Raw genomic sequence first — 26057 nt, 5'->3', positions numbered from 1 at the left:
AAAGCTATCTACCACCTGAAATGATGAATTGGCTGCCGCAGTTATCTACAACATTGTGACAAGTGCCAAAACTGCTACCCTCATAGCACACATGGATATCCGTCAGTATCGATTGACGACGACTGCCTTCTTGGCAAATGAGATCGACACTATTTGATGACATACCACTATTTAGGCGCGTCATTTGACTAATAAATCGAGATTTAGAGACTGTATAACTGTTGCCCGTATTCAGCTCGTTAGGAAGCTTTAGTTCACCAGCGTAGTTAGTGATTTGTCGGAAGTAGCGACTGGCACTCAGTGGGCTACAAGCACCATAGCGCTGCCACGTTTGGCTACGTACTGTCGTATCAGGCATGATGCGATTGACAACCTTTAGTTGTAGTGGTGTCAAACGTGGCTCGCTACCACGACCACAGCGTTCGCCGTAGCCCATGTCTAAGCCTGAAACTGTTAACGAATAGCCTTCTAGACATTGACGCATGCGGGCTCTTGTCGGCTGCATGCTACATAGCGCGGGGGTCATCTCGACCATCAATACGCGCTGGCCAGCTTTGACCGTGCTCGCCGCATATGCTGGCGTAAGCATAAGACCTTGTATGATTAACAAAGCACCAAAACTCGTCGTTTTATTAACTTTACCCATATGATGCCTATTTATCAAACTTCCACTTATCAAACTTCCACGGAACTGCACCAAGAAACTGGATGTCTTAAATTTTGAGCTTGTTTCTGCTTTCGTATTAGATGACCGGGGCACCTGAATCAGTAACGGTTGCCGAGTTTTCGATAATACAGGCAGTTTGAAGTATTTTTTGATCATAGGGCTGGGAGCAATTAGCAATGATAAAACATGGGCTATCACTTAAATCATTGTGCCAACAGCATTAAACACATAGCGATCTAAGAACATAAACGTCAATTAAAGCAATGGTAACAAAATGTCTTTTTTAATCTATAGCAAAAACGTAAACGTTGTCGTGCTCGTCAACAATTGCAAAATTAAGTTCAGTATTTATTGTATAAAGTACTAAGACTTGCTGCCATTTAACCCATAAAAAATAGACCGTTAACTATAAAAGCTAGTGGTCTATTAAATACGAATTCACTGATTAAAAAGCAGCAGGTACTGTACCCATACGTTGACTGATTGGCTGGCTACGACCCAGCAGACTGCTATAGATAGTAGCGTTTTCCATCACGTGTTTGACATAGTTACGTGTTTCAGGAAAGGCAATCGATTCGACATATTGATCTGCGGCGATTGCGCCATAGGTTGGTTGCCAGCGTTTGGCATTATTGGGTCCAGCATTGTACCCTGCGGTTGCCAGTACTGGCTGATAGTTCAGTTTACTTAAGATATCACCCATATACCATGTACCATAACGAATGTTGGTATCGCCACTATTAGCACGGCTCGCACTATAAGTCTCACCTAAGTTACGCGCGATATATTTTGCCGTATCAGGCATGATTTGCATCAACCCACTGGCGCCCACGTTTGAGCGCGCAGAAGACACAAAACGGCTCTCTTGACGCATAATGCCATAAGCCCACGCTGGATCAATGCCTGCTGATTGACTATAACGCACCACTGACTCTTGGTGCGGCATAGGGTGCGAAAGTGCCAAGCTATCGACTCTATCGGTATTATCAACGGCATAAATCGCCCGATCGAGCCAGCCCATGTCATACGCTTGACGAGCCGCAGCAATGATCAGATTGTCATCACGGTTATCGCGTGCTTGCTTCACCGCCCAGTTCCACTCGCGGTTGGCATACGCGCGGCTAGCATCAGAGTTATATAAGGCAAATGCACGAGCAAAGTTGCCATCTTGCATCACGCGCGCGCGGTCAGCGGTACTGACATTAGGCAAATTGCTACCACCTAGACGACTGGCATCAAAACGCTGGCCGATTCTGTCTTTTGCCATCAATCCATAATAGTCATTACTTTTTGCTAGATTTTGATACATCTTTTTAGCAGTATTGCGTTTGCTACTATTACTCGATTGCTCATAAGCACGAGCCAGCCAGTATTGCCACTGACCATCCTTCTGAATTTCACCATCCATTTTTGAAATAGCTTCAACCACATCATCCCAGCGGCCAAAGCGGATTGCCGCCATGGCATAGTCTTCAGCTTCTTCAAAGTTAAAGTCATCATCTAAGCTATTGCGGAACCAGTCTACTGCTTCAGCATTAAAACCGTCATCGGTATTGTGGTTCATGCGCTTAACGCCAAGCGTACGGTAAGCGTAACGACGCGTTTCATCATTTAATAGTTTGACAGCGCGCTGATTGTCTTGCTTGATATCGAAGTCTAACTGCAGGGCCGCCTCTCGATAAGATTTGTCTGCGATACGGCCAAGGGCATATAAATATAGGTATTGATTGGTTTGACTGGCGGGCTCGCGGCCAAAGCGGCTAAAAAACGACGAGGGATTTAGCTGAATTTCACTAAGCGCCGAATAAGCAATCGGCGTACCTAGGCGTGACGACAGCGCCATGATGTCACCCGTTTTGCCTATTCGTAACATACGTTTGAGACGAGCAGCGCGATCTTGATTGCTAATGAGCGCGTTGTTATTCATCTCCATCGCTAGCTGGTCACAAAGGGCTGGCTGCTTTTTGGTGGTGAGCCAAACATCAGATTTGGCTGCCATGGCGCGCATGGTATCACCGCCATTATTGAACCCAAGGGCAATAGCGCAGCGCTCACTGGCATCAGGATTGGTAATCAGATTTGCCACTTGTCTAACCGAGGCGTAGTCATTTGAACCCGCTTTAGTCTCCGCAAAATCAGCCACCAACTTCTCAGCCATGACCGTATCTGGATACTGACGCACAAACTGTGATACGGCCGCTGAACTTTGTGAATTGAGATCTAAATTCATCCGCCAATAGGTTGGATACATGGCAAATAGACCGCCGCTCATGATTTGCTCATAATTATAGAGCGCACCCACATCGCCGCGATCCGCTGCGATAGCCGCTGCCATAAATGAGTCAATACTACGGTCTTGCTGATAATTTTGCTGATAGTTACCCTCTTGTTGATAGCTCTCCTCATCACCCCACGTCAGCTCTGCACAAGCCACTTGTGACACACCAAGCGCGCTTATAGCGGTTGCCACACTCAATGCGCTTATCCACAACGAGCCTACTGTGAGTCGTTTCGACGTCTGCTTTTCACTGGTAAATTCTTCATCCTTGATGCTATGCGCAACACGCAACTTTGTCATACTGACTCTCTTTATAATATCTCTACAAATATTTGAATAACGGTTCGCTAAGTACCGCCAAAGGTATCGCAATCATCATACTATACTCATTGTGCTTTCAACTATCTCCTTTACCTTTTGTTAATAAATAGGAGAGCACGGTGTAACATAGCAATGATAAAGAGTGCTGGTTTTATGAATGGTGAGCATCAGTCGTAGTAAATAATTGATACTGCTATGAATTATTTGTCATACTGAGGGTTTATTGTCGGTGCTAATTTTTCACATTAGTACAGGGGTGTGATAAAATACGCCACCTGTTAATCGGCTACTCCGTTATATTTTTGGTCAATCATGGACTTCCCCTTATGAGTGTTACTTTATTCAATCCCCGCATCGATGATGATGCTGTTGCTGAGACGACTGTCACCGCACGTGCTGTCACTGCACTCAAGGAGCAAAGTTCAGCCCAAGCACCAGTCGAAAAATCATCGACTAAAAAAGTCTTTATCACCACCCAAGGCTGTCAGATGAACGTCTATGACTCGGACAAAATGCTCGATGTCTTGGGTGACTCGCACGGCATGCAAGTGACGCACAACATTGATGAAGCCGACGTGCTGTTGATGAATACCTGCTCTATCCGCGAAAAAGCGCAAGAAAAGGTGTTTTCAGAGCTTGGGCGCTGGCGCAAACTCAAAGAAAAACGTCCTGATCTCGTGATTGGCGTTGGCGGCTGCGTGGCCTCACAAGAAGGCGACAATATCCAAAAACGCGCGCCTTATGTGGATATGGTGTTTGGCCCGCAAACCCTGCACCGTCTGCCTGAGCTGTATGATCAATCCAACGATCAGCGCCACGTGTCACCCAAAAACCGTATTGGCACGATTGATGTGTCCTTCCCCAGTATTGAGAAGTTTGACTTTTTACCTGAGCCAAGAGTAGAAGGCTACAAAGCCTTTGTCTCTATCATGGAAGGCTGCTCAAAGTATTGCTCATTCTGCGTCGTTCCTTATACCCGCGGTGAAGAATTATCACGTCCACTTGATGACGTATTGGCTGAGATTGATAGCCTTGCCGCTCAAGGTATTCGTGAAATCAACCTATTGGGTCAAAACGTCAACGGCTATCGCGGCGAAAAAGACGATGGCAGTATTTGCCGTTTCGCTGAGCTATTGCACTATGTCTCGCATGTCGACGGTGTCGAGCGTATTCGCTATACGACCAGCCATCCGCTAGAGTTCACTGATGATATCATTGACGCATATGCCCAATTACCAGAGCTAGTATCGCACTTACATCTACCGGTTCAAAGTGGCTCAAATGCTATCTTGGCAGCGATGAAACGTAACCATACGATCGACGTTTATATTAATCAGATTAATAAGCTAAAAGCCATTCGTCCAGATATTCACTTGTCGAGCGACTTTATCATTGGCTTCCCTGGTGAGACCGATCAAGACTTCCAAGATACCTTGAACTTGGCGAAAGAATTGAACTTCGATCACTCTTACAGCTTTATCTATTCTAAGCGTCCAGGTACGCCAGCCGCTGAGTTGCCAGATGATGTAAGCTTCACGACCAAGAAAGCTCGCTTGGCTGAGTTCCAAAAAGTTATTATCGATTCAACACTGGCTAAAACGCATGAGATGGTCGGTACTACTACTCGCGTCTTGGTTGAACAAATCGCCAATCGTCATCCTGACTGCTTAATCGGTACGGCAGATAACACTCGTACCGTTATGTTCCCTCATGATGTTGAGAAAATGGATGAGTTACTTGGTAAACTCGTCAGCGTGCGCATCACTGATTTTGTTAGCCCGCATATGGTAAAAGGCGAGCTAATCGAAGTATTAGCCTAACTGTTAAGGTAACAATGGTTAAATTATAAGTTTGAGTAAGAATAAAAAAGCCGTTCACTATAATAGAGAACGGCTTTTTTGCGGGTGAATGTTAACCATCACTATTCTGATAACCAATCTGTCTTCCGTAGCTGCTGCTTGGTCTCACGACGACGTTTCTTGCGGACAATATCGATATCTTCCTTTTCATGAAGACCACCCTTTCTTAACAGCGGATCAAGCGCTAGATAATTACGCGGTTTCATTGTGCCTAGCGAGTGCTGTGCACCTGCTTCAGTCTGATTGTCTAACTGTCTCTCAATTTGTTTGGCTTTCTTTAGAGTTTGTTTTAAGCTCATATAGTTACCTATTCTTTAATCCTTTTTAGATACCAACGCCGAAAATCATCTTGGCGAGGAAAACGAGCGCAAATTGTATATCCAGTACATTAAGCAAGTTTGACGATGCTAAGAGGATTTGCAGGTTTGGTATTAGCCCTTAATACACATGACTTGCTTCAGCGTATGCACCACTTCAACCAAGTCTTTTTGATTGGCCATCACCTCATCAATGTCTTTATACGCGCCCGGTATCTCATCGATAACGCCTTTGTCTTTGCGACATTCGACACCATCGGTTTGCGCTTTTAGCTCATCAATGGTGAACGCGCGTATCGCTTTACCACGGCTCATCTGTCGCCCCGCCCCATGTGAGCAAGAGCAAAACGACTCTGCCGCGCCAAGACCACGGACGATAAAGGATTTTGCGCCCATAGATCCGGGGATAATGCCAAGCTCACCGGCATAAGCACTGATCGCGCCTTTACGCGTCACGTAAACCTGCTCGCCGAAATGCACCTCTTCATTAACGTAGTTGTGATGGCAATTGATGGCTTCTTTGGTCAGCTGAAATCGTGGCAATCCTGCTTGCGGCGACTGCAGCGCCTTAATCACCAATCGCATCATCTCGCGGCGATTCTCTAGCGCGTAATCCTGCGCCCAACTAACTGCCTCAACATAATCAGCAAAGCTGTCAGACCCTTGGGCAAAATACGACAAATCACGATCAGGCACATGACCAAAGCGTGATTGACGCTCTTTTTTGGCCAGATTGATAAAATAGCGCCCGATACAGTTGCCAATACCGCGACTACCAGAATGCAGCATCACCCAGACATCTTGGTTTTCATCCAAGCACAGTTCGATGAAATGATTGCCACCACCAAGTGTACCCAGCTGTTTGGCCCACGTACGCTCAAAACCTTTAAGCATTTTGAGCAATCCTGAATGCTTATCGGTAATCGGTTTTAGACGTTTGCCGAGCGGATCAAGCGTGGAGCTTTTTGCTTGGATTTGCTTGTGCATATTAAAACCCACCGGCACTTGCTGCTCGACCACCAAGCGCAGCGCTTTTAAGCTATCAGGCAGATCACTTGCCGTGAGTGATAAGCGTACCGCGTTCATACCGCAGCCGATATCTACGCCGACCGCCGCAGGAATAATGGCAGACTTGGTCGGAATCACGCTGCCAACGGTCGCGCCTTTGCCCACATGCACATCAGGCATGACCGCAATGTGCGAGTGTACAAAATCTAGCTGAGCCAAATTACGTAATTGCTGCATCGCGCCTTGCTCGACATCCGAGGTGTAGATTTTGACAGGCACGCCATGTTTACTATTTTTATTTAATAATAATTGAATGCTCATTATTTATTTTTCCGTTTTTTTTATTCTTAAAGCCATGCATTTTTTCAATTCGCCTATTTATATTTTTTAGACATTACTTATCTTTCTCAATTAAACATAATGGTTTAATAAGAAAAAAATTATTATCTAAGAAATTATAGGCAATAAAAATCCGTATTTTTATTAATTAAAAATCAATAAAAATTCATGGCTGCTTTATTATGGACGTTTTAAAGAAGAATCTTTCATACCAAAAATAAGGGCGTAAATATTATGCGCGCAGGTAGACAATCGCTAAGTGTTAGCGTGAATGATTTTTTGGTAATAAAGATACAGCAGAATGTTGGATAAACAGATAACAGCAAGCACAAAACTACTTAGCACTATCGCATCGCTATTTTGACAAAGTAGATTTAGAGGAAGGATGGAGCGAGTACATATAGGAGGCTATTCATTGATATGAATAGATAGAATATCACTCAATAGCTATATATAAATTTAGCCAAACTTTTTCGAAGTCTTCATTGTTGTCATGCTTTTCATACATTCAATCTTTAAAAACGTCTTAACAGTTATATAGGACACGATGATTCCTCCATAGGTTGTGGCTAATGTCAGGGCGACAGTAGCAGATTTATTAGAAATTTATAGCAAGACTATAAATCAGTGAGATAATAATAACGATTTAAAAAATATTGTCAACTATTAATTTTTGAATAACAAAAAACGCAATACTATAGCGATTCATTTAACAAAGTGATTATTTCAAATAATAACTAATAACTTTTTATAGCATAAAACTATTAATTACTTCAGCAAACAAAGCCGCTGCAATTATAATAAAGATAATGCCGCAACCACGATTAAGCCATGCTAAACGATTACCAACATCGAGCCAACTTGCCAGCTTTTTTCCGCCTAGCGTATAGACAATCTGCCAAATCGTTTCGCTCATGAATAGCCCAATGGTCAATAAGATATATTGCGGCCATAGTGGCGCACTAAAATTAATAAACTTAGGAAAGAACGCTGCGAAAAATAATATCGCTTTTGGATTAGATAAAGATACCCAGACTCCTGTACGGAATAAAGTGAGATTGCTCGGACTTGTCTTGACCGCAGCACTCGACAGCGAGCGCGGCTGCGGTGTACCAGCTTGACCTTCAAAAGCCCCATAGTCGGCCTCAACCTCAGCACTTAACTCCTTGGCATCGCTCATCAAGCTACCATCACCCGCATCACGCCATGAGCTGATGCCCAAATATACCAAGTATGCCGCGCCCACGGCTTTGATAATTGTGAGCAGCCATGGCGACTGGCGACTGATCACATCCAGCCCAAGTAAAGTCGATAGCAGCAAGATAAATAGCCCAAGGCTCAACCCTGCCAGCGTCCATAATGTGCGCTTCACGCCATAGTTCATGCCATACTGGAATGCCAACAACATGTTGGGACCTGGTGTTGCGGAAATCAAAAACGTACTTGCGAAAAATACTGCAAACAGATGCCAAGACATCAGCTAACCCCTACTTTGTTATATATAAATGCTTCTTATACGAACAGCCACATCGCCAAAAAAAGAAATACCGCCATTCAGGCGGTATTATTGATACTTCTCACATTATATACATATGTTTGCCACTTTTATAGCGTATCGACACCTCTATAAGCTACTTGGCAGTACAACTGTCTAATAGTTTTTGCAAAAAGCCGTCACAACGTTCGATTTCGATCAGTTCTACATATTCATCCGCTTTGTGTGCCTGCTCAATACTACCAGGGCCACAGATGATCGTTGGGATGCCTGCATTGGTAAACTGACCACCTTCTGTTGCGTAAGCGACTTTGTGACGCTCGTCGTCACCAGTGAGCGCCGCTATCAATGACTGTAACTCAGCACTATCGCTATCCGTCATTGCTGGGACGCTCTCTTCTTGCATCAGCTCGATGCCCGTTTCAGGCGCACGTGCTTGCATTTGCGCATTTAGCTCAGCGACTTTTGCTTGAATGGGTGCCAGTATATCGTCTTGCGTCATGTGCGGCAGATTGCGGTAGTCAAAGGTGAACTCGCACAGATTGGGTACGATATTGGTGGCTGTGCCGCCGTGTATCGTACCTACTGATAAGGTAGAATAAGGCACCGTAAACAATGCATCCCCGTCTTCTAAAGCGTCATCACGAGTGCTCAGTTCTTCAGCAAGCGTGTCAACATAGCCCACCAATTTGCTAGCGTAGCTGATCGCATTGACCCCTTGTCCAATCAATGAAGAATGCGCCGATTTACCATGGACACGGCAACGATACACCGCGATGCCTTTGTGTGCAACCACCATCGCCATATTGGTTGGCTCACCGACGATGCAATAATCAGGGGTGATACCGCGCGCTTTTAAATCCGCCAAAATCAATGGTGCACCCAAACAGCCCACCTCTTCATCGAACGACAGCGCGAGGTGCAATGGGCGACGCAGCTGACCGCTATTTGATAGCTGTACAGCTTGTGGCAACATCGTTAACGCACACGCAATAAAACCCTTCATATCGCACGCACCGCGTCCGTATAGCTTGTCACCACGTATCGTCGCGGTGAACGGCTCTGATGTCCAGTCTTGACCATCGACAGGCACGACATCAGTATGACCTGAGAGCACCAAACCGTTATTAATTTGGTCAGCGTTTTCGCCAGCGGTTACGGTCACAAACAAGTTGGCCTTGGTCTTTGCCTCGTTAAAGGTCAAATCCACTGTCAGACCAAGCTGCTCACAATACGCTCTCACATCATGAATCAATGCTAGATTGGAGTGTCGACTGACTGTATCGAAGGCGATAAGCCGTGTCAGCCAATCAAGGCTATTACTCGGGTGCGTAGCAGGCTTTAACTGTTGGTCATTGCTAGCATTGTCATTAGTATCTTGGATCATAAAATATCCCTATTATGATTTTTAAGAATTATGTCTTAAAAGTCATTTCTTAAAAGTCATTTCTTAAAAACTATGAGGTATCAGATTTGTCTTATGATGGATTATTCTGATTCATCACGTCAAGCACGGGTGGCATCGGTTTTAGCAACTTGCCTTCTGCTTGTAGCTCTTTGGTGGTTTTGGCATTGATAGATAGTCCAGCAATCAGGGCGATGTCTTTTACAGGCTTGCGTTTGCGCGTCGCAAAACTCACAGGCACCATACGAGCAAACTCGTAGATATAAAGATAAGACTCCTCTCCCCCCTCAAAATCCTCTTCTTCTTCTAACCGAATGCCACCAATTTTAGCCAAATCTGAGAGCATCTCATTCTCTTCGCTACTCAAATTACAATCAGTAATACCAAAACCCGTCATAAAGCCGTTTGACCACTGTTTCAATGCCATCACGCGCTCGTATAAATCATGTTCATCATCAGGTATGAGCGGCATATAAGCATATGCATCATCTTTATCTTTTAACTGAAACACCGTGTCTTCTGCTTCTTCTGTCAGCAACGTCAATGCCGCCTCTGGTAGCGGTGCAAAGCTCAGCTCTTCAAACACCTTTGCCCATGTGGCCTCATCAGGCGCGTTACACGCCGTCATCAGCCCTGTCATCAGGCCGTGCACCTCACTGATAGACACGTCCGTCCAATCATCAAACGCAGTCAGCCAAGTATTCCAGCCAGAGATATTATCATTCATAATAGAGGTCCTAGTAGTTGATTACTGTTCAAAAAATAAAAATAGTCACGACAAAATGTCTGGGACAAATCATCGATAGATAAAAGTAAAAAGACAAAGCCTCGTACTTGTAATTACTTTGTTGATATAGATATTATGCGGTCACCTATGGCATTATTAAATGCAGCGAACAAAATTCATTCACGCTTACTTGTTAAGGATAAAAACTGACTATGTATGATCAACTTAGAATATTAGAAAAAATGGTACTCGACATCAAAAAACAGTATCAGCTTGTCAGTGCTGAACTTAGCAGCCTAAAACAACACCCTGTTAGCGATGCAAAAGAAGTCTCTGCTCTAAAAAACAAGCTTGATGCCAGCCACAGCGAGCGTGATGGCGCAAAAAAGCAACTGAACGATCTCGACAAGCGCTATCAGAGTCTCGCAGAAGCGCATCATATGATCGGTGAAGAACAAGACAAACTACAAAAACAAATCAGCCAATTACAACAACAAAATAGCGAGCTGCAAAAGCACAATAATGAATTGAAGCAGCAATACAGCGATATCAAACAACAGAACAATGAGCTGCAAAAAAAGAATCAGTTGGCAGCGGAGCGCACGCAAGTCGTCTTGCAACGCTTAACCCGCATCGATCAAGCAGAAAGCTAACGCATTCCTGTAATAGATAGCAAAATATGCTACTTATTAAACCGCCCAACGCTATTTGTAAAACCTGATATCACTCATTTCACTGACCAGACATTGTAGGATGTATCATGACCGACAACCAAAGCAACGCTATAGAAAAACAGACAGAAAATAACCCATCACAAAATACTCAAGCACCGAATAAAGACGTAGCCGTACAAAAATCCACTCAATCGGGGGCGAGCACATCCAGCACATCGTCTCAAGCCAATGGCAAAGCGGCTGAGCCCCAGATCAAAAAAGTCGATATCGCGATTGCTGGCGTGACTTATCCAATTTTTTGTCCCGTTCATGAGCAAGAAGAGCTACTATCGGCGGTCTCTTATATCAATAACTATGCGCTTGATCTAAAGCGAGATGCACCAAGTCTCAGTCAAGAAAGCATACTGGTGCTGTGCTGCTTGAATTTATACGAAAAAATCCATGCCAACCAAAGAAGTGATGAAGACCGCTTGCAAAAAGACAAGCAATCACAGGCATTGCTAAATAAAATCATGAAAGACGCCCACTCTATTTTGTAATAGTCGCGGCGTTGTATCAGCAGACAGGTTATTCGAAAGGATAGACAGTCTGATAGAGAGCCGTTCAGCCTGTTAGCGCTTAGTTTATCCATACTAAGCGCTTTTTTATGGTCAATCGTTTTTATCTATCTGCTTACGCATAAGGTTTATAAGTCTTGCCTGCGTGAAAGTCTGCCTGATGCTCATAATTGCAAAAGAATAATTCTTGGGCTGATTCAGTATTACCATCATTGGTTGTCGCTAAGCTAGGCTTAGTTTCAAGGACACCGCGATACTCCGCCAAACGGTTACCGCAAAAATTGCACTGACGTGGTGTGGTGACATCACCCTCTTTTGGCATCATGCTTTTGGGTGGACGTGGGTACATAAACTTGTAAAAAGCCCACATGGAAGCCCAGATAATAAGAATGACAATAACAACGGCAAACACGGCAGCGCTCCTTCAACGACAAATAAACGTAATGAATAACAAGAGTGATGACACTTACCATGATCCAAGACGCTCTAATGCCTAAATTTTACCGTCAATAATGGCAATGGCACAATGCCTTTACGGTTAATTATCAATGATGCTTGTTTGTCATTCATGGCACTGACGAATACCCAAGTGCTATAGCAACAAAAAACTGGCCACATTGAGCCAGTTTTTGTATCAAAATCTAAGATTAAAGGCTAGCAGTTATAGCTGTAGCTCGCTGATATCTGCCACAGTCAAGAACAAGGCGCGTACCTGCTTGAGCAATGCCAAGCGGTTATTTTTGAGCGCCGCATCGTCGCTATTGACCATCACATTATCAAAGAACTGTGTCAATGGCTCATCTAAGCTCGCCAGCGTTTGCAATACTTGCGTATAGTCCGCTTGCTCAAGCAATGGCTGTACCACTGTCTGTGCTTGCTGCACATTTGCATATAAATTTTGCTCAGCAGTCTCAGATAGTAGCGTCTCATCAACCGTATCAGCAACGCTCACTTCTGACTTGGCCAATATATTGGCAACGCGTTTGTTTGAATCAGCCAACATCGACGCTTGTGACAGCTCGCTAAATGCTTGTACGGCGCGAATACGCTGATCAAAATCAAGCGGCATATGCGGGTTAATCGCTTGTACGGCCTGAATCGTATCAACGCTAACGCCCTGCTCGGTATACATCGCACGATAGCGCGAGTTTAAGAACGCCATGACTTGGGTAAAAGTATCACCCATTTTGGCAATTTTGCTACCTTCAGCATCGCTATAGCCTTTAATCGCTTGCTCAACCAATGCGACAAGATTAATTGGTAACTGCTTTTCGATCAAAATACGCAAAATACCAATGGCAGAACGACGTAGGCTAAACGGATCCTTTGACCCCGTCGGTGCTTGGTCAATCGCAAAAATACCAACGAGCGTATCTAGGCGATCAGCCAACGCTAAGCAAATACCAACTGGTGTTTGCGGTAATACATCACCACTGAACTTGGGCAGGTATTGCTCTTCTAAGCTTGCTGCAACCGCTTCAGGTTCCTCATTCAAACGTGCATAATACGTACCCGCGATACCTTGCAATTCAGGATACTCACCAACGAGCGAGCTGGCCAAATCTGCTTTGGATAAAATACCCGCACGTACGGTGTCATCGACGTTGATATCGTGGCCTTGCTGCTGCATTAGGGTAGCAATAAACGCGGCAAGCTTAGCAATACGCTCAGACTTCTCCCAAATCGTACCCAATTTGTCTTGGAATACACGAGTTTTTAGGCTCTCTGTGAGTGCAAATAACGGCTGCTTTTGATCTTGTAAGAAGAAAAACTCGGCATCAGCCAAACGCGGACGCACCACTTTCTCGTTACCTTCGATAATCTGATTGGGGTCTTTAGACTCAATATTGGTGATAAAGATAAAGTACGGCTGCAATTTGCCCGTTTTATCCGTCAAGCAAAAATACTTTTGATCCGCTTGCATGGTCGAGATAAGCGCTTCTTGTGGCACTTGCAAAAAACGCGCCTCAAAGCTTGCTCGTAGCGCAATGGGGAAATCGACCAATGCGGTAACTTCGTCCAACAAATCCTGCGGTACGATAGCATCAGAATTAACTTCATCTGCCAATGCTTTGACTTGGTTTTTGATCAGCATTTGGCGCTTATCAAAATCTGCCACGACTTTTAGACCATCTAACAGTTGCTCATAGTCATTGGCATGAGCAATATCATGGTAGTCAGGGCTGTGGAAACGATGCCCACGAGTTTGCAAGCCTGTCTCATGCCCTTGGATAGTGGCATCAATAACAGTGTCATCCTGCATCAATACTACCCACTGTACGGGACGGACAAACTCGTTGCGACTTGCGCCTGAGCGCATACGTTTGGCAATCGGTAGGCTATCTAACGCCGTTTGAAAAATAGCTGGCAGTAGCTCGGTAGTCGCTTGACCACTGATCGTTTGCTCAAAGCCGACATAGTCACCTTTATCGGTGTTAATGGTCGTAAGCTCACTCGCTTCGATACCTAAGCCTTTAGCAAAACCCATCGCCGCGCGGGTTGGATTGCCATCGCTATCAAATGCCGCTTTGATGGCTGGTCCGCGTTTTTGCTCAGTGCGGTCAGGCTGCTTAGCGCTAATGCCTTCAATTTGAATCGCCAAACGGCGCGGTGCGGCAAAGGCTTTGACGCTATCAAAGGTGATCTCAGCTGCAGATAATTGCTCAGTGACACTAGTTTGCAGCGCATCACGCAATGGTTTTAAACTTTTTGGAGGTAGCTCTTCACACCCCAGTTCAAATAGAATAGTACTCATGGGATGCTCCTATTGCTTGTTCGTCGGTTGATTGTTGTCAGTGCTTTCTTTGGCTAAGCTGTCTGTTGCCGCGTCTTCTTTTGGCAAATACTTCTCAAGAGCTTCGGCGCGGTGCGCTTCATCTGCCAATGGGAAGCCAAGTTTGGCACGAGCTTCGACATAACCAAACGCTACCTTACGCGCCAGTGTACGTACACGCAGAATAAAGCGTTGACGCTCAGTGACCGAAATCGCACCGCGGGCATCAAGTAAATTAAACGCATGAGAGGCTTTTAAGACCATCTCATAGGCTGGCAATGGCAGGCCTGCTTCAACCAACTTATCTGCTTGCTGCTCATAAAAATCAAACATCTCACCCATCATTGGCACATCAGCGTGCTCAAAGTTATAGGTCGATTGCTCAACTTCGTTTTGATGGAACACATCGCCATAAGTGACGCGGCCAAACTCGCCATCTGCCCAGACCAAGTCATAGACGCTATCAACGCCTTGCACATACATCGCCAAGCGCTCAAGACCGTAAGTAATCTCGCCTGTTACTGGGAAGCACTCAATACCGCCGACTTGCTGGAAATAGGTAAACTGGGTCACTTCCATACCGTTAAGCCAGATCTCCCATCCAAGTCCCCAGGCGCCAAGCGTTGGTGATTCCCAGTTGTCTTCCACAAAACGTACATCATGCACCAATGGATCGATACCAATAGCGCGTAGCGAGTCCAGATATAGCTCTTGAATGTTAGGTGGGTTCGGCTTTAGTACGACTTGGAACTGATAGTAGTGTTGTAAACGGTTAGGATTGTCACCGTAGCGACCATCAGTCGGGCGACGCGATGGCTGTACATACGCAGCGTTCCAACGCTCAGGACCTAACGAGCGCAAAAACGTGGCGGTATGAAACGTGCCCGCGCCGACTTCCATATCGTAAGGTTGCAATACCACGCAGCCTTTGTCAGCCCAATAATTCTGTAAGGTTAGGATTAAGTCCTGAAAAGTCATCGGTTGAGGAGTTTGGTCTTGTGTCATCGGGGTTGTCGCTTCGGATGTCATAGTTTGGGTTTTCATAGTAAGTCACTGTGAAATGGGTATGATTAAATAAATCTCTGATAGCACTCATCACCTATTTGGCAACGACGCTATTTGCCTGCTCACCTTACTAAAAATTGACTATTTTATCCATATTTACGTTAACTAAATTTGCGTTGTCGATAAAAACACGCGACTATATCCCTGATTTACGACCGAACCATCATAAAAAACGCCTGACCGGCGACTAATCTTGAAAACAAAAAAATACCCAAATGCGTGAGCATTCGGGCAGGAGGAAAATTGTATCTTGGGCATCCTGATGATTCAGGCTTTTTATTTTTGGAGACTGCTTGTTGGACAACTGCTTGTGGTAAAGATTTATTTCTTTTAACGGGTATTAATGCCTAAATATCAAGCCTGGTTACTGGTAGGAGTCACTATTGGCTTTTGGCATGACTATCCATAATATGATATAGATCAAAATACCCGGTACAGCAGCGCTTAGCGACGAGACAATTACAAATAGCAATCTGACCCACGTAGGTGACCAGCCGACATATTCTGCAATACCGCCCATAACGCCCGCTATCATGCGATTATTTTGTGAGCGATGTAATTTTGCTAACTTAGCCAAACTAAATACCTCTCTGTTATCTATTTTTATAATGTATTTTTTATCTTTTTCTTGCTTTTTTAGTCTCAAGGCTACCTCACCTTGCCAACTTATAAATAAGTATATCAATTCTTGAAAATTTATCTGTTGAAGGTATAGACGTACTTTGTGAGTTTATGATACGTAAGCTTGCCCTAACCTGTCATACCACCACGCAAGCCCCTGATTTTAAATAGTTATTTCAAAATGTTTCAGAATTTACTTTGTTGCTAAAACCTTGCTTTAGCTATTTACACAGTTCATTATTTTTTAAATGAATCAAAGAGATAAGTGGTGTTTTGATAGCGACTTGATAGTGGTAATGAATGCTCAAACCTTCAATTGTCAAAAAATCATCACTCGCTTTTTATTTTTAGATTCACACAAAAACCGCTGATGAAAAACATAATAATCTGCGTAAGAGTCAAATATAAGTCAGATTTACAATAACCTACCTGTAAATCCTCCAAAACCTTTATACCATGCTCATAAGTAACTCAGGTTTTAGAGAATTTATCCTTAAATCTGAAACAAATATAAGCCCAAAACAGAATAAGGATGGCTATGTACGACAACGGATTGATGATTGGACACTTTGAGCCCTTACATTTGGGGCAAATGCGCAGCATATTAGAAGCAGCAGGACAAGCAAAGACCCTGCATATCGTCATTATGACGCATCCATCACCGCATCCAGATTTTACGATCACCTTACAAGACAAAGCGCGTTGGCTACAGATGGCCTGTGCGGATTTGCCATTTATTCATATTCATACTACTGATGAGATCGAGTTACCGCTTCATGAGCATCTTTATGATAGTAGCGAAAATGTCAGGATCGATGTGGCGACTAGTAATGCCAAATTGCAGCGCTTGATAAAGGCATTAGCACTCCCTGCAGAGACAGCATTGTTTATGGCGGAGAACCACCCACTGACGCAGAGTGATGTACAAGAGCAACTTATCCTACAAGTGGTCACGACAGTGCTACAGCCTGAGTTCGACTCGTACGCCATTGCTCGCGACCCAGTCGCCCATTGGTCAGCAATCCATCCAGAGGCACGCGCTAACTATACAAAAACCGTTGCGATCGTCGGCGGCGAAAGCTCTGGCAAGACAACACTGGTGCATAAGCTGGCTAATTACTATGGTGCCAGCTTTGCGCTGGAGATGGGCCGTCTGTATGTGGGCACAGATTTGGGCGGCAGCGAAGTTGGGCTACAGTACAGCGATTACGGCCCTATTTGTCTGGATCATGCGCAAGCGATACGCGATGCTAAAGCCAATGCAACGGCTCCGGTTACGATCGTTGATACGGATTTTGTGACCACACAAGCGTTTTGTGAAGAGTACGAAGGTCGCACGCATCCTTTTGTCGCTGCTTGCGTTGATGAGTTTCGCTTAGACCACACCATCATGCTCGATAACAATACGCCATGGGTTGATGACGGCATGCGCTCTTTAGGTACGCCTGAAGCACGTGGACGGTTCGAGCAGCGCTTGCTAGATATTTTTGCTCGTCACGATATCGCGCCGCATATGATTGACCAGCCCGATTACGATGCTCGTTATCAGCAAGCACTGCAATTTATCGATCAGCATATCTATGGCAAAACATTATAAGAGGCATCAAAGAGTGCCCTATTTATCATCATTTATTCAGCTAGCGCGTTGCAGTTAACATTATGTTGTCGTTAGCACTATATTGAAATCAGTATCAATTTTAGAGGAAAAATTTATGCGTATTCAGCTACTGGATAACATCACCGGAAAATGGTCGATGCAATGGATCATCGTTTGGTTTATTTGCGGGGTCATTGCTCTGTCCGCAGGTTTTTGGCTCACAACCGATCATACCACGCTTGATTGGTTTTACTTGGCTGTCTCGTTTATTGGTCTGATTTGTGTGGTGTCACTATCTTTTCGAAAAAACGTCATGGGTAATGGCTTTGGTATGGGCGCAACCGCAGGGGAAGTCATTGTACAAGCAACATCTGGCGCCGTGGGTCTGATGCTCGCGCCCCTATTTAACTTTTTCACTCATGTCTATGGCATTTTTTATTGGTCAAAGCACACCGACCCTGATGGCGACATGATCCCAAAATCAGCGAGCAAAGCGGTGTGGTTGATCACTGCCGCATTTATCATCATCGGTCTTGCCCTTTTCCCAACCGTCAATGATCTACTGGCGAGCTACGGTTATGCCGTCGTAGAGGATGATAATAGCCTGTTTTTGGGATTTATCTCTTTCTTTTGGATCAACGTCATTGCCTTTGTACTTTCTATTACCGCGCAAGCTGCCATGATTCTGCGTTATTCCTTTAACTGGTGGTTATGGATCATCGTCAACTTTGTCTGGCTGATCGTCAATCTCATGTCTGGCAACTATATTTTTGCGATTCAGACGATGGTGTATCAGGTAAACGCCTTTGTCGGTCTCTATGAGTGGCACCGCAGCGAACGAGGTTAATAGCAACATCTGTAGAAAAAAGCGTTTGAGATATTGAGATAAGTCTTACCAATATCGCATTGGCAATACGAGCGAAATTGACTCCACCGTCTAACAGATAACATGGTGGACACGCGCAATTAGTGCTACAACTGGTAGGGTTGGTTATGCGATCAAAATATTGCATCACTATCAATGTGTTACTTCAACAACTAACAAGGAGGTTAGTATGTCTCGTCAACCCAAAATATCCAAACGCACGCTTGAGCAGTGGCTCAGTGAGTATGCGGTCAGTCACCAAAACCTGATTAATAAGAAAATCCATTGGCTATGTGTCCCAACGATTTTTGTCAGCCTGCTGGGCATGGGAATGTCGCTGTCTGTATGGTTTACTCTCGTACTGAGCGCGTTAGTATTACTGTTTTATATACGCTTATCGACGCCGCTATTTTTGGCAATGGGGCTGTTTATTCTGATTTGTCTGTCGGTCATGGCGGCAATGCCATGGGGATTCAAAGCGTGGGCGGCAGTATTTGTTGTTGCTTGGATTGGTCAGTTTATTGGTCATAAAATCGAAGGCAAAAAACCCTCGTTTTTTGAAGATTTACAGTTTTTATTAATCGGTCCAGCATGGGTCGCCAACAGTTTGATGCAACGTAAATAATCATTAAATTGTCGCATCAGTTCTGCAAATATCCAATGTAGCTTTGCTGTCTTTACCCTTTATTCATAAAAAAACGCCACCCGATGCTTGGGTGGCGTTTTTTACGTGCTCTGTAGTTTATTTAGCAAACTTCCTAAGCAAGGCCATAGGTTGTCTATTCTCAAACAACAACATTAAGCACCAAACACTTTCATACGCTCATCAAGTGGCTTGAATTCTTTGTCGCCTGCTGGCTGCTCAATCTTACCAAATACCAGCTGTGCTTTTAGCTCCCAATCTGCATCAACATTCCAAGTGCTCGCGACTTTCTGATCGATCACTGGATTGTAATGCTGCAAGTTTGCACCGACATCAATGCTTGCTAGCGCCGTCCAGATGACGTACTGATGCATTGCGTTGGTCTGAGTTGCCCAAATTGGGAAATTATCAGCATATAAAGGCGCCGCTTCTTGCATGCCTCTCACCACTGCTTTATCTTCAAAGAACAATACCGTACCAGCACCCGCTCTAAACCCAGCAATTTTGTCTTTAGTAGATTTAAACGCTTCTTCATCACCGACGATTGCACGTAGTACATCTTCAGTCATATCCCATAGTTTGTGATGATCATCGCCGAATAACACAACGACACGCGTTGATTGCGAGTTAAATGATGATGGTGTATGCAAGACAGCATGCTCAACTACTTTTACGACTTCATCGTTAGATACTGGCAACTGGTCGCTGAGTGCATAGATAGAACGGCGCTTTTCTGCTAATTGCTGTAAGTCTTTTAGTTCTGACATGGTACTTCTCCATATTGTTGTAGGAATGATTTGCTCTGGGTTGATAGACCTTGTCGATCTTGTGATCAACAAGTCGTTATAAAACAGTTTATTTATGTGGGCTATTATCGGAACAATTTACCTGAAACCCCATGTATTTTTTGTAAAAAAACTTAACGATGATGATTACCTTTGAAAAATAGATTAATAAATTTTTCGTGTTGATAATTAGCCTTTGAAGCCTTTGGGTAGTTCTGGTGCCACCAGACGCTGCATATTAGAATCCACTTCACCAAAACGCTCATGACCATTGTTCCAATCAATGACCGATTGCTTGAGCTCCTCTTTGTTGTCAGCGACAAAATTCCACCACAGTAATACTTGGTTGCTTAGAGGCTCCCCACCAATGAACATCAAACGTGTGCCCTTGTTTGCTACCAGCTCTATAGAGGTCTTGTCGATCATGTCATCATGATCAAAACGCAATAACTGGTCTTTCTTGTATACTTGACCTTCAGACTCTAGCGTACCGACAACCACCAAAATACCGTACTCAAAGCTCGCCTCCAAATTTAGCGTGATATCTCCATCTTCTAAAAAATGTACATCGATACCAACTATCTTTGAGTACTGCAACGTTGGCGCTTGATGGTGCTCACCAGATGCTGATTTGTAACTGCCCGTGGTCAGAATCAGCTCGACGTTGCCCTCAGTCCATGCTGGCAGCTCCGGATAATGATGAAAACTGCGTTCAATCTGCTGGTCAGTGGGTAAAGCAATCCACAGCTGTATCATATTGATACTACGTGCAGTGACGCTTGAGTGAGCAACATCTGAGTCAGCACTGTCCAAAAAAACGCTTTGCTCTGTATGGCTAATACCTTGCATCAGCCCAGTACCTGCTGTCATGAGGTTGACTTGGTTTTTGGCAATGACTTGCTCGCTACCTAAGCTGTCTTTGTGTAAAATCTCACCATCAATCATCCAGCTAAACGTCTGTAGATTGGTATGCGGATGGCGCCCAACTTGGACACCTAAATCATCTTGAGCAAACTCAGCTGGCCCTGCATGATCCAAAAAGCACCATGCGCCAATCGGTTGTTTGCCTTTATTGGGTAATAACCGTGCGATAGGAACACCACCAACCTCCGTTGATCGTGGCTCTAGAGTTCTAATCGTCATGTGGCACCTCTTGATCTGTATGCGGTTAGTCGAGCGAACGAACGATGCTACGGCGCTCATCCGTGATCTACATAGAAAGCGGCACTTCCATCAGCAATACTTTTGCCGCCTCTTTCACTTCCATAGTGAAGTGCTTAGTATCCCAAACCCCAAGGCCATCTCGAGTAGACAAAATGTTACCGTCTATCACGACTGTTCCTGCAATCACAAAAATATAAACACCATTATTAGGATTGTTTAGTTGGTAGGTCTGCGTCACGCCTTCATCAAACTCTCCCATACTGAACCAAGCATCTTGATGAATCCAAACCCCTGCATCATCTGCATTTGGTGATAGCACCTGATTGAATTCATTGGGCGTCATGATGGTCCCCATGTGCACTTGCTGATAGCGAGGAGCAACACTCATTTTATTTGGCATGACCCAGATCTGTAAAAATCTCACAGCTTCTTCACGACTGCCATTCATTTCACTATGAGTGATGCCTGTGCCCGCTGACATGACTTGGATCTCACCCGTCTCAATCATGCCCTCATTACCGATGCTATCGCCATGCGCAAGTTTGCCAGCTAGAGGAATGCTGATAATTTCCATATCACGGTGTGAGTGCTTGCCAAACCCTTGACCACCAATGACAAAATCATCATTGATGACACGTAAAACACCAAAGCCCATACGCTCAGGATTATAGTAATTGGCAAAACTAAAGGTATGACGGCTTTTTAGCCAGCCATGATTGGCATTACCGCGTGAGTCTGCTGCATGATAGATCGTTTTCATTATTTATCCTTAACTGTCCATACGTTTATTATCTATATATTTGTTATTAATTCACGTGATTGAACAATGTATCTATTATAATTGTTGACTATATAGAGATAAACAGACATAAGTGCAAATAACTATTCTTTTTATTAGAACAATAATGAGGCATCGATAATGGGACAGTTAGAAGACATGGCGATGTTTGTACGCATTGTCGAGGCAGGCAGCATCACTAAAGCCGCCGAACAATTAAATATTGCAAAGTCAGCCGTCAGCCGCCGCCTAAAAGACTTGGAGGCGCGCCTAGGCACTCAGTTAATCAGCCGTACGACGCGCCACTCTCACTTGACACAAGCAGGTGAGCAGTATTATCAGCAGGTCAACAGTATCTTAAACGCGGTTGATGCCTTGAACGAGACTACCAATGATACGCCAACGCGCATTGGGGGTACGCTAAAGATGACCGCGCCATTATCGTTTGGTCTTATGCATCTGACTGATGTGATTGATGAATACGCCAATCAGCACCCAAACCTGAAGTTTGAATTGGATTTTTCTGATCGGCATGTTGATCTGATTGAAGAAGGATATGAGCTGGCTATTCGAATCAGAGAGCTACGAGATTCTAGTTATCAAGCAAAGCCGCTGGCACGGATTCGTTGCGTCATCTGCGCCAGCCCCGACTATTTAAAAAAAATGGGCACACCTGATACATTAGAAGATTTGGAGGGGCATGAGTTTTTGCAATACAGTCTTGGTCAAACAAACAATATAGAGCTGATTGACGCCCAAGGAAAAAAGCATTATCACGCGATGAACGCCAAAATTAAAGCCACCAACGGTGAGTTTTTAACGGATTTGGCAGTAAAAGGACATGGCATTACCGTCATTCCAACTTTCATCGCTTATAAAAAGCTGGCGCGTGGCGAGCTAGTACCGATTTTGCAGCAGTATCAATTGCCAATACTAAACGCTTATGCCGTCTATCCAAAAAATCGGTTTTTATCGCAGCGTTGTCGTTATTTGATTGACTTCATTGCTGAGCGCTTTGGTGATCATCCGTATTGGGATGATTTTTGATAAGATTTGATTGAGCAAGGTTAATCTTTTACAAAGTATAGCGTTGCAGCTACTCTAAGAAGCGATCTACTATCAATAATTTCACGTTACTCAGTAATAGATGAGATTTCACCAATCAGCTTCTTAGTCTTATATCTTGCTTCTGCTAATGCCATCTTGTCTTGTGCCACAACGGTCAATACACATGGTTTGCCGATATAGTCTGTTTTGACAAACAGCATATTGCCAGACGTGGCTTCAACGATTGTGATATCGCACTTACCTTGTTTCATCTGGGCAGCTGATGAGTCGCTGAGCGCTGATAGCGTACTGCTCATCGCCGCAAACTTGTCGGATTGGTTGCTCAACTCTTTGATCGAGAAGCAGCTAATAGGAAAACCATCTGTGGTGCATAAGCTGACCAATATGATTTCTCTATTGGCCTCACACAACGCTTTCATGTGACCCAAAAGTGCTATTTTTGCAGGTGATTTTTCGTTTTGTGTAGTCATATCTAACATCAACCTTGATTGTTCAGGGTATTAAATAATGATAATAGAGACACAGCGGACTCTTTATTTCTTGGATCTACATTGATCACAGGCGCGACTATATCGTGTTCCATCAGCATGACTCTGATCTCTTGTCCGAGCACAGCCACGCTTTGTTTATCGGCATCTTCGCAGTGAGTAATACCAACGATACAGGTCGTCTGCTTTTTTGCTGGTGCAAAAAAGTGTAGCAGTTTATCTAAATTTGCATAATCAGGCGTCTCGCCATGCTTGATTAAGATGAGCAAGCCCCACAAAGAGTGGTTGACAAATTCCCACAAAAAAGAAAAACGCTCTTGACCTGGAACTCCATAGATACCTAGTGCCATATCATCAGATAAAGTAATTCTGCCATAATCGATACCGACAGTCGTGTACTCTTTACCAATATCGATACTCGACTTTGCCTCTGTCTCAAAAGGGTTAATTTCACTCAACGTCTTAACCATTTGAGTTTTTCCAGCACCTACCTCACCAATGATAGCTAACTTCTGATAATTCAATTTTTTACCTCATTCCTAAGAATTTCTTGATCGCGCCATAAAACTTATTAGGCTTTTTTTCATTAACCTTTGGCTCGTCTAACGGCTGTGTCTCTGTCACGCTCAGTATACCTGATTGATCAAACCCATTGATTATTTCTGTGACTTGAGGAGAAGATCCAAACTCACCACTAGCGACCAATGTATCAAACGGATAAGGTTTTTTTGTCAGTTTGACACATAAATCCATAATCATTTGAGGATTACTGACATGATTTAGGTCAGGCCAAGCCAATAATTTGAGACTTTTACCTTTATAATCCTTTTGGGAGGCGGTATTAGACTTGTGTATATCAAAAAATGGCTGAATACGTTTTGTTTGCTGCTCATCGAAACTGTTTAAGACAACGCTATTTTTTTCAATAAAATCATCAAAAAAAGTGCCTTGATCCACAAAGTCGAACACGCTGATGCCCCAATTACGAAAGCTACGTTCAGTTACACTTTTATTCAGAAAAACCCAGATATTTTCATGCCTAGTATCAGATGATATCTTAGCCATCAGTTTATCTACTTCAATATCAGGACCTTCCAGCACCTGAAGATACTGCCCTTCACGATAGGATATGATGCCTGTGATGTGTGACTGTGGATTGTGCTTACTAGAGACGCTAATGATGTCTGATAACCCACTAGGCATACGAATACTGCGATCTTTGATAGGCGCTCTGCTGACGTATGCAATACATTTCATTTTGCCACCATTTGATAGAACATCTAAAACTTAATTAAGTTCTTATAACTATATATAAATTAATAATTCGTTATATACATACTGTATATAACGAATTTGACCTTATTGTGTATCCTAGGTAATACATCAGATGTAATAAGGCAGAATCAATAAACTAGTGACTGGCTCAATTGATTTTGGCCAAATTATATTTCTAGTTTGCTTTCGATTGACTGTACTTTACGGCGTGCCAATGCAAGGTTCGCTTTTGATTTATCAAGTACTAAGTAGATAAATAAATCTTCATGATTGGCTGTCGGACGAATGATGTGTAGCTGAGACTCTAGTGTGATCAACATATCTTCGATTTCACCTTTGATGTCGAGTGATTTCATCGTTGCTACTTTTGCCTTTACAACTTGTGAGTTACCGGCAGCAGCCAGCTCAAGATCGACACCGCCACCAATCGTGCCTAACACCATACCTGACATATAATCCACAATGCAGGCACCCATCGCACCATCAAGATCCATTAACTCTTGTAAAGACTCATTGATATTTGACATACTTTTTTCCTATTTTTTTGTGTTGAGATAATTCTCGATTAGAGACACTTGCACAATCGAGCAATATCAAATTATGCTAAGCTGAATTGACTATATAAATATTAGTATAACTTAAATATGCTTACTTACACTTAAGGAATTATGATAATTGAATACGAATAATTAAATGTATTTTTAGGTACAGGAACTATAGCGTAATCGTAAACAAATTTCCGTAGTGGCTGTTATTATATTCTATATACGGGGTCAGATCACATTTCTACCCGACCATTCAAGGAGAAATAACGACCACTGGGTAGGAAAAATCATACTAATTAATAATGATTATATTTTAGAGCCTAGAAACTACTTTTTTGACGTTAAATTTAACAGAGATTTAGGGTGACCAAGTGAGAAAGTGAAAATTGAAGCAATGCTCACTCGTGATAGTGTTTAATACTTATTAATATCTTGAGCGAAAATTTAATAAATAATAGAGGTTACGCTAAGAGCCGTTACAATGACATGAAACTCATAACGCATAATTATAAAGATAGTACAATTCATGATTTTACACTATAGATAATTCAGTTTAAAAGAGATACAAAGGAACCGAGCGCAGATGTATATGTGATATTTCAAGTGAGATTAACGCTGTCACTCTTTTATAGAGGATTGACTATATTAGCATTATCTCCTTTCTTACTAATCGTCAGCCCCGTAAAGCCAAACAGCAGTGTTAATAGCAATGACAAATAACAGAAGAACGCATACGGCAAATA

25 protein-coding genes are annotated in these 26057 nt (G+C 43.6%); 7 read left to right on the top strand and 18 right to left on the bottom strand.

The genetic code is table 11. From position 1 onward, the window contains the following. Positions 1 to 4 precede the first annotated feature (4 nt). Entirely contained in the window at positions 5 to 646 is a 642-nt protein-coding gene (locus tag BTW00_RS09195) for a hypothetical protein (RefSeq protein ID WP_058025029.1), read from the bottom strand. A 466-nt stretch (positions 647 to 1112) separates the two neighbouring features. Then, positions 1113 to 3245, bottom strand: a complete 2133-nt coding sequence (locus tag BTW00_RS09190; protein ID WP_075107161.1) for a lytic transglycosylase domain-containing protein — start codon at positions 3243 to 3245, stop codon at positions 1113 to 1115. 347 nt (positions 3246 to 3592) lie between these two features. Between BTW00_RS09190 and miaB the strand changes: the two genes are divergently transcribed. After that, on the top strand, positions 3593 to 5086 hold the full coding sequence (gene miaB, locus BTW00_RS09185) for a tRNA (N6-isopentenyl adenosine(37)-C2)-methylthiotransferase MiaB (protein WP_075107160.1): 1494 nt from the start codon (positions 3593 to 3595) through the stop codon (positions 5084 to 5086). A 101-nt stretch (positions 5087 to 5187) separates the two neighbouring features. Here the strand turns inward: miaB and BTW00_RS09180 are convergent, their stop codons facing one another. The 5 genes from BTW00_RS09180 to BTW00_RS09160 form a co-directional block, all read right to left on the bottom strand. Continuing rightward, positions 5188 to 5424 carry a hypothetical protein gene (locus BTW00_RS09180; RefSeq protein WP_075107159.1) on the bottom strand — a complete coding sequence of 79 codons (237 nt, stop codon included), beginning with the start codon at positions 5422 to 5424 and terminating at the stop codon, positions 5188 to 5190. A 132-nt stretch (positions 5425 to 5556) separates the two neighbouring features. Continuing rightward, positions 5557 to 6771, bottom strand: coding sequence for an RtcB family protein (locus BTW00_RS09175; RefSeq protein WP_075107158.1), 1215 nt, complete (start codon positions 6769 to 6771; stop codon positions 5557 to 5559). Positions 6772 to 7537: 766 nt separating this feature from the next. Then, the gene (locus BTW00_RS09170) at positions 7538 to 8266 is read right to left on the bottom strand and encodes a LysE family translocator (RefSeq protein WP_075107157.1); all 729 of its coding nucleotides are present in this window, start codon (positions 8264 to 8266) and stop codon (positions 7538 to 7540) included. A gap of 154 nt (positions 8267 to 8420) precedes the next feature. Further along, complete coding sequence (gene argE, locus BTW00_RS09165) at positions 8421 to 9671, bottom strand: acetylornithine deacetylase (protein WP_075107156.1); 1251 nt, start codon at positions 9669 to 9671, stop codon at positions 8421 to 8423. A 91-nt stretch (positions 9672 to 9762) separates the two neighbouring features. Next, positions 9763 to 10416: a UPF0149 family protein gene (locus BTW00_RS09160; RefSeq protein ID WP_075107155.1), complete on the bottom strand. Its 654-nt coding sequence runs from the start codon at positions 10414 to 10416 to the stop codon at positions 9763 to 9765. 212 nt (positions 10417 to 10628) lie between these two features. Here BTW00_RS09160 and BTW00_RS09155 point away from each other — a divergent pair, with 212 nt between their 5' ends. Continuing rightward, a complete protein-coding gene (locus tag BTW00_RS09155) occupies positions 10629 to 11069 on the top strand; it encodes a hypothetical protein (RefSeq protein ID WP_075107154.1) in 441 nt (146 codons plus the stop codon). A 107-nt stretch (positions 11070 to 11176) separates the two neighbouring features. Beyond that, positions 11177 to 11629, top strand: coding sequence for a cell division protein ZapA (locus tag BTW00_RS09150; RefSeq protein WP_075107153.1), 453 nt, complete (start codon positions 11177 to 11179; stop codon positions 11627 to 11629). Positions 11630 to 11762: 133 nt separating this feature from the next. On the opposite strand, the gene BTW00_RS09145 is transcribed toward BTW00_RS09150, so the two are convergent. The 4 genes from BTW00_RS09145 to BTW00_RS09130 all read right to left on the bottom strand — a co-directional run bounded on the left by BTW00_RS09145 (position 11763) and on the right by BTW00_RS09130 (position 16062). Then, positions 11763 to 12059, bottom strand: coding sequence for a hypothetical protein (locus tag BTW00_RS09145; RefSeq protein ID WP_075107152.1), 297 nt, complete (start codon positions 12057 to 12059; stop codon positions 11763 to 11765). Between the two features lie 249 nt (positions 12060 to 12308). Next, on the bottom strand, positions 12309 to 14402 hold the full coding sequence (glyS, locus tag BTW00_RS09140) for a glycine--tRNA ligase subunit beta (protein ID WP_075107151.1): 2094 nt from the start codon (positions 14400 to 14402) through the stop codon (positions 12309 to 12311). A 9-nt stretch (positions 14403 to 14411) separates the two neighbouring features. Further along, entirely contained in the window at positions 14412 to 15398 is a 987-nt protein-coding gene (glyQ, locus tag BTW00_RS09135) for a glycine--tRNA ligase subunit alpha (RefSeq protein ID WP_143506583.1), read from the bottom strand. A gap of 451 nt (positions 15399 to 15849) precedes the next feature. Then, on the bottom strand, positions 15850 to 16062 hold the full coding sequence (locus BTW00_RS09130) for a PspC domain-containing protein (protein WP_058025053.1): 213 nt from the start codon (positions 16060 to 16062) through the stop codon (positions 15850 to 15852). Between the two features lie 582 nt (positions 16063 to 16644). Here BTW00_RS09130 and nadR point away from each other — a divergent pair. From nadR to BTW00_RS09115, 3 genes are all read left to right on the top strand, one after another. Then, complete coding sequence (nadR, locus tag BTW00_RS09125; protein ID WP_058025040.1) at positions 16645 to 17703, top strand: multifunctional transcriptional regulator/nicotinamide-nucleotide adenylyltransferase/ribosylnicotinamide kinase NadR; 1059 nt, start codon at positions 16645 to 16647, stop codon at positions 17701 to 17703. A 115-nt stretch (positions 17704 to 17818) separates the two neighbouring features. Then, positions 17819 to 18550 carry a nicotinamide riboside transporter PnuC gene (gene pnuC, locus BTW00_RS09120; RefSeq protein ID WP_058025041.1) on the top strand — a complete coding sequence of 244 codons (732 nt, stop codon included), beginning with the start codon at positions 17819 to 17821 and terminating at the stop codon, positions 18548 to 18550. 208 nt (positions 18551 to 18758) lie between these two features. Continuing rightward, on the top strand, positions 18759 to 19193 hold the full coding sequence (locus BTW00_RS09115) for a DUF962 domain-containing protein (protein WP_075107150.1): 435 nt from the start codon (positions 18759 to 18761) through the stop codon (positions 19191 to 19193). A gap of 173 nt (positions 19194 to 19366) precedes the next feature. Here the strand turns inward: BTW00_RS09115 and BTW00_RS09110 are convergent, their stop codons facing one another. The 3 genes from BTW00_RS09110 to BTW00_RS09100 all read right to left on the bottom strand — a co-directional run bounded on the left by BTW00_RS09110 (position 19367) and on the right by BTW00_RS09100 (position 21920). Further along, positions 19367 to 19978, bottom strand: a complete 612-nt coding sequence (locus tag BTW00_RS09110; RefSeq protein WP_075107149.1) for a nitroreductase family protein — start codon at positions 19976 to 19978, stop codon at positions 19367 to 19369. Positions 19979 to 20185: 207 nt separating this feature from the next. Continuing rightward, positions 20186 to 21139, bottom strand: coding sequence for a pirin family protein (locus tag BTW00_RS09105; protein ID WP_075107148.1), 954 nt, complete (start codon positions 21137 to 21139; stop codon positions 20186 to 20188). A gap of 67 nt (positions 21140 to 21206) precedes the next feature. Further along, positions 21207 to 21920, bottom strand: a complete 714-nt coding sequence (locus BTW00_RS09100) for a pirin family protein (protein ID WP_075107147.1) — start codon at positions 21918 to 21920, stop codon at positions 21207 to 21209. 159 nt (positions 21921 to 22079) lie between these two features. On the opposite strand from BTW00_RS09100, the gene BTW00_RS09095 reads away from it, so the two are divergent. Further along, entirely contained in the window at positions 22080 to 22985 is a 906-nt protein-coding gene (locus BTW00_RS09095) for a LysR family transcriptional regulator (RefSeq protein ID WP_075107146.1), read from the top strand. Positions 22986 to 23071: 86 nt separating this feature from the next. Here BTW00_RS09095 and BTW00_RS09090 read toward each other — a convergent pair whose 3' ends face one another. The 4 genes from BTW00_RS09090 to BTW00_RS09075 form a co-directional block, all read right to left on the bottom strand. Then, the gene (locus BTW00_RS09090; protein ID WP_143506577.1) at positions 23072 to 23476 is read right to left on the bottom strand and encodes a hypothetical protein; all 405 of its coding nucleotides are present in this window, start codon (positions 23474 to 23476) and stop codon (positions 23072 to 23074) included. 8 nt (positions 23477 to 23484) lie between these two features. After that, positions 23485 to 24018: an ATP/GTP-binding protein gene (locus BTW00_RS09085; RefSeq protein ID WP_058025048.1), complete on the bottom strand. Its 534-nt coding sequence runs from the start codon at positions 24016 to 24018 to the stop codon at positions 23485 to 23487. A gap of 4 nt (positions 24019 to 24022) precedes the next feature. Continuing rightward, positions 24023 to 24751 (bottom strand): BLUF domain-containing protein, encoded by a 729-nt coding sequence (locus BTW00_RS09080; RefSeq protein WP_075107145.1) that lies wholly within the window; start codon positions 24749 to 24751, stop codon positions 24023 to 24025. A 185-nt stretch (positions 24752 to 24936) separates the two neighbouring features. Beyond that, on the bottom strand, positions 24937 to 25296 hold the full coding sequence (locus BTW00_RS09075; RefSeq protein ID WP_058023797.1) for a hypothetical protein: 360 nt from the start codon (positions 25294 to 25296) through the stop codon (positions 24937 to 24939). Between the last annotated feature and the right edge of the window lie 761 nt (positions 25297 to 26057).

This window comes from Psychrobacter sp. C 20.9 (genome assembly GCF_001921765.1).
Taxonomy (GTDB): Bacteria; Pseudomonadota; Gammaproteobacteria; order Pseudomonadales; family Moraxellaceae; genus Psychrobacter; species Psychrobacter piscatorii_B.
Note: the sequence above shows the minus strand (reverse complement) of the source record. Positions and strands in the feature narration are given on the sequence as shown.